This is a genomic window from Microbacterium sp. (assembly GCF_031178525.1).
Lineage (GTDB): Bacteria > Actinomycetota > Actinomycetes > Actinomycetales > Microbacteriaceae > Microbacterium.
Map to the genome: position 1 here is coordinate 1 of NZ_JAPSJA010000040.1, position 15068 is coordinate 15068.

General features: G+C 71.3%; 11 protein-coding genes. 8 read left to right on the forward strand and 3 right to left on the reverse strand.

From position 1 onward, the window contains the following. Window positions 1–473: AI-2E family transporter (locus tag RIF89_RS04655; RefSeq protein WP_309067974.1), on the reverse strand; the 473-nt coding region annotated here is incomplete at its 3' end. A 179-nt stretch (window positions 474–652) separates the two neighbouring features. On the opposite strand from RIF89_RS04655, the gene RIF89_RS04660 reads away from it, so the two are divergent. The 7 genes from RIF89_RS04660 (at window position 653) to putP (ending at window position 10927) form a co-directional block, all read left to right on the forward strand. Further along, entirely contained in the window at window positions 653–2608 is a 1956-nt protein-coding gene (locus RIF89_RS04660) for a glycosyl transferase (protein WP_309067975.1), read from the forward strand. Window positions 2609–2651: 43 nt separating this feature from the next. Beyond that, entirely contained in the window at window positions 2652–3611 is a 960-nt protein-coding gene (locus tag RIF89_RS04665; protein ID WP_309067976.1) for a tetratricopeptide repeat protein, read from the forward strand. Between the two features lie 17 nt (window positions 3612–3628). Then, window positions 3629–4792, forward strand: coding sequence for a cysteine desulfurase family protein (locus tag RIF89_RS04670; protein ID WP_309067977.1), 1164 nt, complete (start codon window positions 3629–3631; stop codon window positions 4790–4792). A gap of 38 nt (window positions 4793–4830) precedes the next feature. Beyond that, the gene (gene mnmA, locus RIF89_RS04675) at window positions 4831–5934 is read left to right on the forward strand and encodes a tRNA 2-thiouridine(34) synthase MnmA (RefSeq protein WP_309067978.1); all 1104 of its coding nucleotides are present in this window, start codon (window positions 4831–4833) and stop codon (window positions 5932–5934) included. A gap of 188 nt (window positions 5935–6122) precedes the next feature. After that, the gene (ligA, locus tag RIF89_RS04680) at window positions 6123–8312 is read left to right on the forward strand and encodes an NAD-dependent DNA ligase LigA (RefSeq protein WP_375294428.1); all 2190 of its coding nucleotides are present in this window, start codon (window positions 6123–6125) and stop codon (window positions 8310–8312) included. A gap of 9 nt (window positions 8313–8321) precedes the next feature. Next, window positions 8322–9311 (forward strand): aldo/keto reductase, encoded by a 990-nt coding sequence (locus RIF89_RS04685; protein ID WP_309067980.1) that lies wholly within the window; start codon window positions 8322–8324, stop codon window positions 9309–9311. Window positions 9312–9445: 134 nt separating this feature from the next. Next, window positions 9446–10927 (forward strand): sodium/proline symporter PutP, encoded by a 1482-nt coding sequence (putP, locus tag RIF89_RS04690; RefSeq protein ID WP_309067981.1) that lies wholly within the window; start codon window positions 9446–9448, stop codon window positions 10925–10927. Between the two features lie 28 nt (window positions 10928–10955). Here putP and RIF89_RS04695 read toward each other — a convergent pair whose 3' ends face one another. Together RIF89_RS04695 and RIF89_RS04700 are read right to left on the reverse strand one after the other, a co-directional pair. Beyond that, the gene (locus tag RIF89_RS04695) at window positions 10956–12800 is read right to left on the reverse strand and encodes a DEAD/DEAH box helicase (protein WP_309067982.1); all 1845 of its coding nucleotides are present in this window, start codon (window positions 12798–12800) and stop codon (window positions 10956–10958) included. Between the two features lie 66 nt (window positions 12801–12866). Next, window positions 12867–14570, reverse strand: a complete 1704-nt coding sequence (locus tag RIF89_RS04700; protein ID WP_309067983.1) for a long-chain-fatty-acid--CoA ligase — start codon at window positions 14568–14570, stop codon at window positions 12867–12869. A gap of 59 nt (window positions 14571–14629) precedes the next feature. On the opposite strand from RIF89_RS04700, the gene gatC reads away from it, so the two are divergent. After that, entirely contained in the window at window positions 14630–14929 is a 300-nt protein-coding gene (gene gatC, locus RIF89_RS04705) for an Asp-tRNA(Asn)/Glu-tRNA(Gln) amidotransferase subunit GatC (RefSeq protein ID WP_309067984.1), read from the forward strand. Window positions 14930–15068 lie beyond the last annotated feature (139 nt).

Sequence of the window (15068 nt, forward strand, 5' to 3'; positions counted from 1 at the left end):
AACAGCCCGTTCACCACGCCGAAGGTGACGCCCACCAGGCTTTCGCTGATGGTGTCGATGTTGCTGAGCAGCCAGTCCTGCACGGTCGTGAAGACCTGCTCGATCACATCCTCCTGGAAGTACAGCAACAACCAGGCCTGTGTCTCCTGCTGCCAGGTGCCGCGCTCGATGATCGAGCTGACCTCGATCACGAGCTGCCCGATCTGATCCACCAGCACCGGCAGGATGATCAGCACGATGCCGGTGAACAGGCCCAGCACGGCCACGAGCGTGATGAGCACCGACGCCCAGCGCGGCAGGCGGTGCCGCTCGAGCCACGACACGACGGGGTCGAGTCCGAGTGCGATGAAGAGCGCCGTCCCGACGTACAGCAGGATCGTCGAGAGCGTCTGAACGCTCTGCAGCAGGACGATCCCGAGGCCGACGCCGAGGGTCGCGACAAGTGCGACCCGGAACGGGTTGTGGATCTTCACGCATCCTCCTCGGGGTCCGTCCGTCAGGACGGAGTCTGTGAGGTCAGAATAGAGGTCGCCGAGGTCGCCGCCGTCCCGCGACCTGCGTCTGGGCGACTATCAGGACGTTTCGCTAGGCTGGAGAGTCGAGTGCCGAGGCCTGCGCTGCCGATGAGCGGGCCATGTGAGGAGTCGGATACGTGCGTTTCGTCTGGGCGGTCATCGCCTTCGTGCTCGCTGCCGCGCTGATCGGAGCGGGGATCGCGCAGCGCACGGTCTTCCTGGGCCCCGATACCGCGACCATGCAGATCGACACGGCCGAGGAGCAGCCGTACACGCTGATCGATGCGGAGGTCTTCCGCGCGAACGCCGGCACGCAGACGCTCGAGGTCTCCGGGACCGACGAGATCTACGTGGCCTACGGCCGCACCGCGGATATGGAGGCCTGGCTGTCGGACGCCCCCTTCACGCGCGTCTCGCTCGACGAGCAGGGCGAGGTCGTCACGGAGTCCGTCGAGGCCGCCGAGCCGACGTGGGAGGGCCCCGAGTTCCCCGGTCGCAACCCCGCGGGCGCCGATCTCTGGCTCGAGGAGTTCACGGGCGAGGGGTCGCTCGAGACGCGCCTGCAGCTCGCGGACGGTGTCAGCGTGCTGCTCGCCTCCGATGGCGCCGAGCCCGCGCCGGCCGAGATCTCCATCACATGGCCGATCTCCAACGCGACCCCGTGGGCCGGGCCGCTGATCGTCCTGGGCGGCCTCGTGCTGCTGCTCGGCGTCATCCTCTGGATCCTCGGCGTGCGCCATGTGCGCCGCTCGCGGGGTCCGCGTCGAAAGGGCACGGTCCTGCCTCCGACCGAGCCGATCGCGATCGGCGCCCGCAGGCGGCGCGCAGCGGTCACCGCGACCGAGCCGCGCAAGGAGATCACGGCCGGGCCGGATGCCGCGGAGGATGCGCACGAGGACTCGCACGCGGGGCAGGCGGGGCAGGATGACCCCGACACGCCCGCGAAGACGAGACCGGCGGCCGACGAGTTCGCCGCCGCGTCCGACCCGCACCGGGCGCGCGTGGGCCGACACCGGGGAATCCGCGGGCTTCTCGCTGTCCCGGCGATGGGTCTGAGCCTCGCGCTGCTGACCGGCTGCTCGCCCGACGCATGGCCGCAGTTCTCGGCGTCGCCGACGCCCACACCGACCGCGACGACGGCCGCTCCGGAGGAGGAGCCCGATCCGGCGCTCACCGACACCCAGGCGGCGCGCATCGTCCAGGACATCGCCGAGACCGTCGCCGAGGCCGATGAGGCGCGCGACGCCGAACTCGCGGCGACGCGCCTCGACGGCATCGCGCTGGAGATGCGCGAGGTGAACTACGCAATCCGCGGCGAGGTCGAGGACTACGGGACGCCGTTGCCCATCCCCGGCGAGAACGTCCGCATCCTGCTGCCGCAGGCCGTGGACGACTGGCCGCGCTCGGCCATGCTGGTCGTGGAGGGCGAGGCCGCCGAGGGCGAGCAGCAGGCGCCGCCGACGATCATGAACATCTCGCAGGCCGATCCGTGGTCGAACTACAAGGTCACGACGGTGGCGAGCCTCGAGGCCGCCGTGCAGATCCCGGATCTGGCGCCCTGGTACTTCGGCGCGCGGCTCGTGCCGCCGGGTTCGTCGTTCCTGTCGATCCCGCCGTCAGGGCTTGCGGAGGCGTACGCGGACACGCTGGCCAACGGCGAGGCGAGCGAGTACGCGACCCTGTTCGACCTGGAGAGCGATGCCTTCCGCGTCGCGCTCGAGGAGGCGCGCGCCCAGACGCAGTCCGCGTTCAACGAGACAGCGGCCGAGACGGGCGAGATGACCTTCGACCAGGCACCGGGCACATCCGATCCCGCTGCGCTCGCGACGCTCGAGAGCGGCGCCCTCGTGGCCGTCACGGTCGACACGTCGATCGTGACGCGACCCGCCGGCGAGGACATCGTCGTGAAGTTCCCCGACAACCAGGCCGTGGTCGCACTCGTGGGCGAGGAGACCTCGTCGACGGGCGTGCAGGAGACCGCGACCAACCAGCTGTTCTTCTCGGTGCCGGCACAGGGCTCGACCGACAAGATCCGCCTGCTGGGCTACTCCTCGGGGATCCGCTCCGCGTCGATCCTCCAGGAAGGCGAGTGACCCGCTCCTCGTTGCATCTACCGGATCCTTCGAAAGGTGACCGATGACTGACGCCTCCTCCGGCCTGAACGCCGCCACTCTGCGCGGCGCCGTCGACCTGTCCGCGCTGCGGAACCGCCCTGCTCCGCCGGCGCAGGCACCGGGTCAGCCCGCCGGTGCTCCGCCGGCGGGGGCCCCGGGCGCCCTGCCGCTCGTGTTCGACGTGACCGACGCGACGTTCGGCGAGGTGCTCGAGCTCTCTCGGCGCGTGCCCGTCGTCGTGGATCTGTGGGCCGAGTGGTGCGGGCCGTGCAAGCAGCTGAGCCCCGTGCTCGAGAAGGTCGTCAACGAGCTCGCCGGGCGCCTCGTGCTGGCGAAGGTCGACGTCGACGCCAACCCGCAGCTGCAGCAGGCGTTCCGCGCGCAGTCGATCCCGATGGTCGTCGCCCTCGTGGGCGGCCAGCCCGTGCCGCTGTTCACGGGTGCGGTGCCGGAGGAGCAGGTGCGACAGGTCTTCGATCAGCTGCTGCAGGTCGCGGCGCAGAACGGCGTGACGGGCACCGTCCCCGTCGACGGAGCGGCCCCGGTCGAGGACGCCGAGGAGCCGCCGCTGCCGCCGCTGCACGCCGAGGCCTTCGCCGCGATCGAGGCGGGCGACTACGCCCGGGCGATCGTGGCGTATCAGCAGGCGCTCAAGGAGAACCCGCGCGACGAGGATGCGCAGGCAGGTCTCGCGCAGGTCAGCCTGCTCGATCGCGTGCAGGGCGTCGACCTGCATGCCGCGCGCCAGGCGGCGGCCGCCGCACCCACGGACGTGGAGGCGCAGCTCGTCGTGGCCGACCTGGATGTCGCAGGCGGGCACGTGGACGATGCCTTCGATCGGCTGCTCGAGCTGTTCGCCGCGCTGCCGTCCGACGAGCGCGCGCCCGTGCGCGATCGCCTCGTCGAGCTGTTCGGCCTCGTCGGATCCGCCGATCCGCGCGTCGTCCGCGCCCGCGGACGACTGACGTCGCTGCTGTTCTAGCGCGGGGCGTCGTTCCGGTGACCGTCTACCTCGATCATGCCGCGACAGCGCCGCTGCGCGACGAGGCGCGTGAGGCCTGGCTCGAGGCATCGCAGACGGTAGGCAACGCGTCGTCGATCCATGGCGCGGGCCAGGCTGCGCGGCGCATCCTGGAAGACGCGCGGGAGCGGCTCGCGGCCGTGCTCGACTGCCAGCCGATCGAGGTCGTCTTCACGTCGGGCGGCACGGAGGGCGCGAACCTGGCGCTCAAGGGCCTCTGGTGGGCGCGGCGCGAGGGGACCGACGGCGTCGTCCTGCCCGACGGCGAGCACCACGCCACGCTCGACGCCGTCGCCTGGCTGCAGGCTCACGAGCGTGCGCGCGTGGTGCCCGTATCGCTCGACGCAGCGGCGCGCATCCTGCCCGACGCGTTCGCGGCGGCACTGGCGCCCGATGTCGCGCTCGCGACCGCGCTCGTGGCCAACAACGAGGCCGGCACCGTCAACGACGCCGCGGCACTGGCCGCGGCGGCGCACGACCGCACGGTGCCGCTGCATCTGGATGCCGTGGCGGCCTTCGGACACGCGCCCGTCGCCTTTCGCCGCTGGCGGGGCGACGCCATCGGATCCACGGGTCTGGTGGCCCTGAGCGTGTCCGGACACAAGATCGGGGCTCCGGTCGGGACGGGCGCGCTCGTGGTGTCGCGCGAGGCCGGGCTGACAGCCCTGCTCCACGGCGGCGGCCAGCAGCGTTCGCTGCGCGCCGGGACGCAGGACGTGCCCGGCGCCGTGGCGCTCGCGGTCGCGGCCGAGCTCGCCGAGGCCGAGCGCCGGGCAGAGACGGCGCGGCTGTCGGCGCTGCGCGATCGTCTGATCGGACGGCTGCGCGCGGAAGCGCCCGAAGCGGTGCTGCTCGGCGACCCGGTGGATCGGCTGCCGGGAAATGTCCACCTGCACCTTCCCGGCGCACCGGGGGAGTCGATGCTGTATCTGCTCGATCGGGCGGGGATCGCGGTGTCGACCGGGTCCGCGTGCCAGGCGGGTGTGCCCGAGCCGTCGCACGTCGTGATGGCGATGGGCTGGGACGAGCGCGCTGCGCGCCAGGTGCTGCGCATCTCGCTCGGGCGCACGACGACCGACGCCGACGTCGATGCGCTGCTCGCGGCGCTGCCCGGCGCGTATCGGACGGCCGCGCGCCGCTGATCCGCGACTGCTCAGGTTCCCCTTCGTAGACTGAGGACATGCGGATCCTGGCGGCGATGAGCGGAGGCGTGGACTCGGCGGTCGCCGCAGCGCGCGCGGTCGACGCGGGACACGACGTCGTGGGCGTGCACCTCGCGCTCTCGCGGGCGGGCGGCACGCTGCGCACCGGAAGCCGCGGCTGCTGCACGATCGAGGACGCGATGGATGCCCGCCGCGTCGCCGACCGGCTCGGCATCCCGTTCTACGTCTGGGACTTCTCGGAGCGCTTCCGAGACGACGTGATCGACGACTTCGTCGCCGAGTATCAGGCGGGTCGCACACCGAACCCGTGCATGCGCTGCAACGAGCGCATCAAGTTCGCCGCACTGCTGGAGCGTGCCCTCGAGCTCGGCTTCGACGCCGTGTGCACCGGCCACTACGCGATCCTGCGCGACGGGGACCGCGGCCTCGAGCTGCACCGCTCGAGCGAGGAGGCGAAGGACCAGTCGTACGTGCTGGGCGTCCTGACGGCCGAGCAGCTCGCGCACACGTACTTCCCGCTGGGGGAGACGCCGTCCAAGGCGCTCGTGCGCGCCGAGGCGGAGGCGCGCGGGCTGACCGTCGCGTCCAAGCCCGACAGCTACGACATCTGCTTCATCCCCGACGGCGACACGCGGGGCTGGCTGGCCGACAAGGTCGGCACCGCACCGGGCGAGATCGTCGACCGGACCGGAGCCGTGGTCGGGGCTCACGACGGCGCCCACGCCTTCACGGTGGGGCAGCGCAAGGGTCTGCGGCTCGGCGTGCCGGCCGCGGACGGCAAGCCGCGCTTCGTGCTGGAGGTGCGGCCCGTGTCCAACACGGTGGTCGTGGGCCCGAGGGAGGCGCTCGCGATCGGCGAGCTCGCGGGCTCGCGCTTCACGTGGGCCGGCGCGGCACCGCTCGATGCGGACACGCCGTTCGCGTGCGATGTCCAGGTGCGGGCGCATGCGGATCCTGTTCCCGCGACCGCCGTGGTGCGCGACGGCGAGCTCGTTGTCGTGCCGCGGGAGCCGCTGCACGGCGTCGCTCCCGGACAGACGGCCGTGATCTACGACGGCACGCGCGTGATCGGCCAGTGCACGATCGACCGCACCGTGTCCGCGATTCCGGCGGGCGTCTAGCCCCGGGCGATGTCGGCGCCCGTCCCTAGACTTGGGACGTGGCTGACGTCGTGAACGATCTTCCCTCTCTCTCGCTCGACGAGGCGCGTGCCGAGGCGAGGGAGCTGACAGACCGGATCCTCGAGGCGAAGGACGCGTACTACGGTCGCGACACGTCGCTGGTCGATGATGCGACCTACGACTCGTGGATGCGCCGGCTCGAAGCGATCGAGCGCGCGCATCCCGAGCTGCAGGGGCAGGACTCGCCCACCCAGATGGTCGGCGCGGCCGAGGGCACGGCGCTGGCCACGATCGAGCACGCCGAGCGCATGCTGAGCCTCGACAACGTGTTCTCGGTCGACGAGCTGCGCGAGTGGGCCACGAAGACGCAGGCTGCCGCCGGGCGCGAGGTCGCCTGGCTCACGGAGCTGAAGATCGACGGCCTCGCGATCAGCCTGCGCTACGAGAACGGCGTGCTGACGTCGGCCGCGACGCGCGGCGATGGCGGGGTCGGCGAGATCGTGACCGAGAACGCCCTGCGGCTGGCCGACATCCCCGAGCGGCTGTCGGGTGAGGGGCATCCCGAGATCGTCGAGGTGCGCGGCGAGGTGTTCATCCCCGTTGCCGCCTTCGAGCGGCTCAACGCGCTGCAGGCCGAGCTGCGCGAGCGGGCGGTCGCCGAGGGGCGCGACCGCGCCGCCTCGCGCGGACGTCCCTTCGACGAGGACAAGGCGCAGCTGTCCGCCTCGCGGCGGTTCCCGGCGTTCGCGAACCCGCGCAATGCGGCGAGCGGCGGCCTGCGGCAGCAGATCGAGAAGAAGTCGGGCCTCGAGCTCGAAGCCGCGCTGGCGCGCGTGGGATCTCTGCGCCTGTACGTGCACGGCATCGGAGCGTGGCAGAACCCGCCCGTCGGCGCGCAGAGCGAGGTGTACGCCCTGCTGAAGGAATGGGGTCTGCCGATCAGCCCGCACCCGAAGGTGTGCGGCTCGGTCGACGAGGTGCTGGCGTTCGTGGAGTACTTCGGAGAGCACCGCCACTCGATCGAGCACGAGCTCGACGGCATCGTCGTGAAGGTCGACGAGCTCGCGCTGCACGACGAGCTCGGCGCCACCAGCCGGGCCCCGCGCTGGGCCATCGCCTACAAGTACCCGCCCGAGGAGGTGCACACGCGTCTGCTGGACATCGTCGTGTCGGTCGGCCGGACGGGGCGCGCCACGCCGTACGCGGTGATGGAGCCCGCGCACGTCGCCGGCTCGGTCGTGCGCCAGGCGACCCTGCACAATCAGGACGTCGTCAAGGCGAAGGGCGTGCTGATCGGCGACACGGTCGTCCTGCGCAAGGCGGGCGATGTCATCCCCGAGGTGCTCGGACCCGTGGTCGACAGGCGCGACGGCAGCGAGCGTGCGTTCGTGATGCCCGCGGAGTGCCCCGAGTGCGGCACGCCGCTGCGGCCCATGAAGGAGGGCGACATCGACCTCCGCTGCCCGAACGCGAAGGACTGCCCCGCGCAGGTGCGGGGGCGCGTCGAGCACGTCGGCTCCCGCGGGGCGCTGGACATCGAGGCGTTGGGCGAGGTCACGGCGGCGGCACTGACGCAGCCGGATGTGCCGTCCGAGCCGCCGCTGCGCACCGAGGCGGGGTTGTTCGACCTCACGATCGAACAGCTCGTGCCGATCGAGGTCGTCGTGCGCGACGGTGAGACCGGTGAGAAGCGCGTGGACGAGAAGACGGGCGAGTACGTCCGCCGCGCGCCGTTCCGCCGCAATCCGACGGCGGCCGAGCGCAAGGAGGGGCGCGACGGCCCGCAGCCGTCCGCCCAGGCGCTCCTCCTGCTCGAAGAGCTCGAGAAGGCCAAGACCAAAGACCTGTGGCGTCTGCTCGTCGCGCTGAACATCCGGCACGTCGGCCCCGTCGCGGCGCGCGCGCTCGCGCTGTACTTCGGATCGCTGGACGCCATCCGCGAGGCGTCGCGCGACGAGCTCGCCGGCGTCGAGGGCGTGGGGCCGATCATCGCCGACTCGCTGCGGGAGTGGTTCGAGATCGACTGGCACGTCGAGATCATCGACCGCTGGCGCGCGGCGGGCGTGCGCTTCGACACTCCGGGTCATCCCGGGCCGGGAGCGGCCGCCCGCACGGGGGGAGTGCTCGAGGGCCTGACGGTCGTCGCGACCGGATCGCTCGAGGGCTACTCGCGCGAGGGCGCGCAGGAGGCCATCATCAAGGCCGGCGGCAAGGCGGCCTCGAGCGTCTCGAAGAAGACCGATTTCGTCGCGGCCGGTCCGGGGGCGGGATCGAAGCTCGCGAAGGCCGAGCAGCTCGGTGTGCGGATCATCGACGCCGCGCAGTTCCACATCCTGGTGACCGAGGGACCGGCCGCCCTGCCGCCCGCCGCCGAATAGGCTCGAGACATGCAGCAGCGCACCCTCGGCCGCACCGGCCGCGACGTCTCGGCCATCGGCCTCGGAACCTGGCAGCTCGGATCGGACTGGGGCGATGTCGCCCGCAGCGACGCGTTCGCGGTGCTCGACGCGGCATACGCCTCGGGCGTCACGATCTTCGACACGGCCGACGTCTACGGCGACGGCCGCAGCGAGCAGAACATCGGCGAGTGGCTGCGCGCCAACAGCGACGCGGGCGTGTTCGTCGCGACGAAGATGATCCGCCGCGCGGACGCGCCGGATCTCGCGCACGCGACACTCGAGAACTTCCGCGCCTGGACCGATCGCTCCCGCTCGAACCTCGGCGTGGACACGCTCGACCTCGTGCAGCTGCACTGTCCCACGAGCGATGTGTACGACGCCGACCGCGTGTTCGACGACCTCGACACCCTCGTCGCCAACGGTGCGATCGCCCACTACGGCGTGAGCGTCGAGACCGTCTCCGAGGCGCTGCGGGCGATCCGGCGCCCCGGCGTCGCGAGCGTCCAGATCATCCTGAACGCGTTCCGACGCAAGCCGCTGGGTGAGGCGCTGCCGGCCGCGCTCGACGCAGGCGTCGGCATCATCGCGCGCGTGCCGCTCGCGAGCGGCCTGCTGAGCGGCCGCTACACGCGCGAGACCACCTTCGCCGAGAACGACCACCGCTCGTACAACCGCCACGGCGAGGCGTTCGACGTGGGCGAGACCTTCTCGGGCGTTGATTACGAGACGGGCGTCGATGCCGCTCAGCGCTTCGCCACGCTCGCGCGTGAGGCGGGTATCGAGCCTGCGACCGCAGCTCTCGCCTGGGTCGCGCAGCAGCCCGGCGTCACCACGGTCATCCCCGGGGCGCGCAACCCCGAGCAGGCCCGCGCCAACGCGTCGGCCGGTGAGGTCGGCCCGCTGCCGCAGGACTTCCTGGACGCCGTGCGCGACCTGTACGACGAGGCGATCCGCCCGCTGGTGCACGACCGCTGGTGAGGCGGCGCGCGGCGCTGCGCGAGTGCGGACCGACCCCTGCTGGGGGTCGCAAGTTCGCGTGATTGCGGGCAACCTCGTAGCCTAGGCGGCTGCGCATCCGTCCCCGGGTGCCGAGGCACAGGAGGTTCTCCCCGATGTCCGCACACACATGGCTCATCGTCGCGCTGGTGATCTACTTCACCGCGATGATCGCGATCGGCGTCTACGCCGCGGTGAAGACGAAGGACCACGAGGACTACATGCTCGGCGGCAGGAACCTGCCTCCGGCCGTCGCCGCCCTGAGCGCGGGGGCGTCGGACATGTCCGGCTGGCTCGTGATGGGGCTTCCCGGGGCGATCTACGCCGCGGGACTGATCGAGGCGTGGATCGCGATCGGCCTCACGATCGGCGCCTACCTGAACTGGAGATTCGTCGCGCCGCGACTGCGCGCCTACACCGAGATCGCGAGGAACTCGATCACGATCCCGAGCTTCTTCGAGAACCGCCTGCGCGACCGGTCTCGCCTGCTGCGCATCGTCTCGGCCATCGTCATCCTCGTCTTCTTCACCCTCTACGTGTCGAGCGGCATGGTCGCCGGCGGGGTGTTCTTCGAGAGCGCGTTCGGCGGCGACTACCTCGTCGGCATGCTGCTCGTCGGCGGCGTGACGCTCGCGTACACGCTCTTCGGCGGATTCCTCGGAGCGTCGTTCACCGACTTCGTGCAGGGGATCATGATCCTCGCCGCCGTGCTGATCGTCCCGGTGATGGCCGTCCTGGCGCTGGGCGGCCTGGGTGACGTCGGCGCGGCCGTCGATCCCGCACACCTGTCGCTGCTCGGCGGCGACGGCCTCACGGGCGTGACGATCCTCGCGATCGTCTCATCGCTGGCGTGGGGCCTCGGCTACTTCGGGCAGCCGCACATCATCGTCCGCTTCATGGCGCTCCGCAGCGCCGAAGAGGCCAAGACCGCGCGACGCATCGGCATGGGATGGATGATCCTGTCGCTGATGGGCGCGGTGGCCGCAGGCTTCGTCGGCATCGCCTTCTTCGCCGATGACGGGCTGGAGAACCCCGAGACCGTCATCCTCGAGATGGCCCAGCTGCTGATGCATCCGCTCGTCGCCGGCCTCGTCCTCTCGGCCGTGCTGGCGGCGATCATGTCGACGATCTCCAGCCAGCTCATCGTCTGCTCGTCCGCGCTGGTCGAGGATGTCTTCAAGGTCGTCGCGAAGCGCGAGCCGAGCCAGCGGCTGCTCGCGCTGCTCGGCCGCGCGTGCGTGCTGATCGTCGCGCTGGTCGCGATCCTGCTTGCGCTGAACCCCGACAGCACGATCCTCGACCTCGTCGGCTTCGCGTGGGCGGGATTCGGTGCCGCGTTCGGTCCGATCATCCTGCTGTCGCTGTTCTGGCGGCGCCTCACGGCGGTCGGCGCGCTGTCGGGGATGATCGTCGGCGCGGCGACGGTGTTCCTCTGGCCGCTGCTCGGCACGGGACTCTACGAGATCGTTCCGGGGTTCGCCCTCAACCTGCTCGTCGCATCCGCCGTCAGCCGGATGACCTACCGGCTGGACGAGGAGGTCGAGGACGAGTTCACGCGGACAGGCGCGATCGTCACCCAGGGCACGCCGAAGCCATAGCCGCCGACGGGGGCGCCGTCGCGGCGGCTCAGTCCTTGCGGTGCCGCGGCTTGCGGGCCGGTCGGTCGTCGTCGGCGGAACGCTCGTCGCGCGGCGCGCGGCTCTCACGCGCCGGGCGGTCGTCGCGGCTCGCGCGGCGGTCGAAGCCGCGGTCGCCGTCGCGGCGTCGACCGGGGGCGCCGCGGTCCGGACGGATCTCGATCAGCTTGCCGCTGATCCGGGTGTCGCGCAGCTTCTCGAGCACGCGGCGGTCAAGGCTGGCGGGCAGCTCGACGATCGAGAACTCGGGGCGGATGGTGATGGCTCCGAAGTCGTCGCGGCCCAGGCCGCCCTCGTTCGCGAGGGCGCCGACGATCTGACGCGGCTCGACACGGTGGCGGCGGCCCACCTCGATCCGGTACGCCTCGTAGTCGCCGCGGCCGCGACGCGCCGGGCGTGCTTCGCGCGTTCCGCGGTCCGCGCCGGCGCGCTCGCGCGGCGGACGGCCCGCCGCGTCGACCGCTGCCGCGAGCCGGTCGTCCTCGGCCTCGAGCAGGAGCGGCTTGTCTCCCTGCGCCACGATGGCGAGCGCGGCCGCGACATCCGCCTCCGGCACGTCGTGGTGCCGCACGTAGTGCGCGATCACGTCACGATAGGTGTCGAGCCTGCCGGTGTCCTCGAGCGCGGCGGTGATCGCGTCGTCGAACCGCGCCAGGCGCGTGGTGTTGACGTCCTCGGCCGTGGGCAGCTGCATCTGGGTCGGCTGCTGGCGCGTCGCCTTCTCGATGTGCCCGAGCAGGTAGCGCTCGCGCGGCGTGATGAAGCTGATCGCGTCGCCCGTGCGGCCTGCGCGACCCGTGCGGCCGATGCGGTGCACGTACGACTCGGTGTCGGTCGGGATGTCGAAGTTCACGACGTGGCTGACGCGCTCGACGTCGAGGCCGCGCGCGGCGACGTCCGTGGCGACCAGGATGTCGAGCTTCGCCTCCTTGAGCTGGTTCACCGTCCGCTCGCGCAGGTTCTGCGGGATGTCGCCGTTGATCGCGGCGGCCGAGTATCCGCGCGCGCGCAGCTTCTCGGCGAGCGTCTCGGTCTCGTTCTTGGTGCGGACGAAGACGATCATGCCGTCGAAGTTCTCGACCTCGAGGATGCGCGTGAGGGCATCGACCTTCTGCGCGTACGACACGACGAGGTAGCGCTGCGTGATGTTCGCGTTGGTGGCGGTCTTGGACTTGACCGAGATCTCCTCCGGATCGCGCAGGTACTGCTGCGCGATGCGCCGGATCTGCGGGGGCATGGTGGCCGAGAACAGCGCGACCTGCTTCTCTTCGGGCGTCTGCGACAGGATCTGCTCGACGTCCTCCGCGAAGCCCATCTTCAGCATCTCGTCGGCCTCGTCGAGCACGAGGTAGTCGAGCTCTGACAGGTCGAGCGTGCCCTTCGCGAGGTGATCCATGATGCGGCCCGGCGTGCCGACGACGATGTGCACGCCGCGCCGCAGCGCCGACAGCTGCACGCCGTAGCCCTGCCCGCCGTACACGGGCAGCAGGCGCACGTCCGGCATCTGCGCCGCATACGACTCGAAGGCCTCGGCCACCTGCAGGGCGAGCTCGCGCGTGGGGGCGAGCACGAGCGCCTGCGGCACGACGCGGTTGACGTCGAGACGCTCGAGGATCGGCAGCGCGAACGCCGCCGTCTTGCCGGTGCCCGTCTGCGCCATGCCGACGACGTCGCGTCCGCTCAGCAGCGTGGGGATGGTCGCGCGCTGGATGGGCGAGGGCGTCTCGTAGCCGAGGTCGCGGATGGCGGACAGGACGGAGCCGGTGATGCCGAGCTCCTTGAACCCGGGCTCCTCGGCGATGGTCTCGGGCTGGGCGTCGTCTACAGAGCTCACCCCGTAACGGTAGCCCGTGCGCCTGTCAGGATGCCCGGGTCCCTCCCATGACGTCGGCGCGCCCCGTCACTGCGCGCTCGTGCTCCGAGCGAGGATCTGCTCCTTCACCTGCCGGCGCAGGACCTTGCCGATCATCGACTTCGGCAGCTCGTCGACGATGAAGATCCGCCGCGGCACCTTGTACGGCGTCAGGACGCCGCGGACGTGCGCGCGCACGGCCTCCACGTCGATCTCGGCGCCCTCGTCGGGCACGACGGCGGCGACGACGTCCTCGCCGCTGCGCTCGCTCGGCAGCCCGACGACCGCCGCGTCGGCGATATCCGGGTGCTGCCGGAGAGCATTCTCGACCTCGGTCGGTGCGACGTTGAAGCCGCCCGTGATGATGAGCTCCTTGATCCGGTCCACGATCCGGACGAAGCCCGCCTCGTCGATCGTCACGACATCGCCCGTGCGGAACCAGCCGTCGACGAACACCGCCTCGGTCTCCTCGCGCTTGCCGTAGTAGCCACCGAACACCTGCGGTCCGCGCACCAGCAGCTCGCCCGGCTGCCCCGGTTCGACGTCGCGCGTCGGGTCCTCCTGATCGACCACGCGGCACTCGGTGCCGGGCAGCGGCAACCCGATGCTGCCGGCGACGCGGTGCGGTGCCACGGGATTCGCCATCAGGACGGGGGAGCACTCGCTGAGGCCGTATCCCTCGACGAGGAAGCCACCCGATTCGGCCTCGAACGGCTCGACGAGCGCGGGGGACAGCGCCATGGCGCCCGAGATCGCGATCTCGGTGCCGGCGAGGGACACGCCCCGCTCCTTCGCCCGCTTGAGCAGCCGCTCCGCGATGGGCGGTACGAGCGGCAGGAATGTCGCGGGCTGCTTCTTGACGACGTCGAGCACCATGTCCGGGTCGAACTTCGGGAACAGGATGAGCCGCGCGCCCATCGACATCGCGAACGTCAGGCACAGCGTCAGCCCGTACGCGTGGAACATCGGCAGCACCGCGTAGACGTTCGTGCCGAGGCCGCGCTTGATCGTCGGCACCCAGGCTCGGGCCTGTGCGGCGTTCGCGAGCAGGTTGCGGTGCGTCAGAGCCGCGCCCTTGGGGGCGCCGGTCGTGCCGGACGTGTACTGGATGATCGCGAGGTCGTCGGTCGACGGGCCGCGGTGCGACGAGGGAAGGGGGGCGGCTTCGAGCAGCTGCTCCCACGGTGCGGCGCCGTGCACCTTCTCGGTGAGCTGCGCGCGCGATTCGCGGGCCTTGCGGATCGGCAGCCGCAGCGCGGCGCGCATCGTGAACGGCATGGCGCGCGTGACGTCCACCGACACCAGGGTTTTCACCGCGAGATCCGCGGGGAACTCCTGCACGGTCTTCACGACCTTGCTCCAGACGATCGCGTGCTTGGCGCCGTGGTCCTCGAACTGCTTGCGCAGCTCGCGCGGAGTGTAGAGGGGGTTGTGCTCGACGGCCACCGCGCCCAGGCGCAGGATCGCGTAGAACGCGATGATGTGCTGCGGGCAGTTCGGAAGGATGATCGCGACCGGATCCCCCTTGCGCACGCCACGCGCGTGGAGACCGGCGGCCGCACGGTCGATCGCGGCATTGAGGTCGGCGTAGCTGGTGGTGCGGCCGAAGAACTGCAGGGCCGGCGCGTCGCGGAACTCGCGGCCGGAAGCGGCGACGAGGTCGGGAAGCGATCCCGTGATCTCGTCGAGGTCGGAGGGGACCCCAGCGGCATAGCTGGAGATCCAGGGACGCGGCGGATCGTAGGTCGTCACCCGATCAGCCTATGGCCGACGGCTCCGGACGCCAGAGCCGCACGGCTTAGACTCGGGGGGTGTCTGAAATCACCCCCGATCTCGTGCGCCATCTCGGTGTGCTCGCCCGGATCCAGCTGTCGGACGAGGAGGTGACCCGCCTGACCGGAGAGCTCGACGCGATCGTCGACAACATCGCGAAGGTCTCGCAGGTCGCGACCCCGGACGTCCCCGCGACGAGCCACCCGATCCCGATGCAGAACGTCTACCGCCCCGATGAGGTTGCCGAGACGCTCACGACGGCGCAGGCCCTGCAGAACGCGCCGGACGCCGACGGCTCGCGCTTCCGCGTGACCGCGATCCTGGGGGAAGAGCAGTGACCGACATCACGCGCCTGAGCGCCGCCGAGCTCGCCGACAAGCTCGCATCGCGCGAGGTCTCGAGCGTCGAGGCCACGCAGGCCCACCTGGACCGGATCGCCGCAGTCGACGGCGACATCCACGCATTCCTCCACGTCTC

Excerpts from the sequence above, each read along its gene's own strand:
- RIF89_RS04665 (WP_309067976.1), top strand. The coding sequence starts at position 2,652 with ATGACTGACGCCTCCTCCGGCCTGAACGCCGCCACTCTGCGCGGCGCC.
- mnmA (WP_309067978.1), top strand. The coding sequence starts at position 4,831 with ATGCGGATCCTGGCGGCGATGAGCGGAGGCGTGGACTCGGCGGTCGCC.
- ligA (WP_375294428.1), top strand. The coding sequence starts at position 6,123 with ATGCGCCGGCTCGAAGCGATCGAGCGCGCGCATCCCGAGCTGCAGGGG.
- RIF89_RS04685 (WP_309067980.1), top strand. The coding sequence starts at position 8,322 with ATGCAGCAGCGCACCCTCGGCCGCACCGGCCGCGACGTCTCGGCCATC.
- putP (WP_309067981.1), top strand. The coding sequence starts at position 9,446 with ATGTCCGCACACACATGGCTCATCGTCGCGCTGGTGATCTACTTCACC.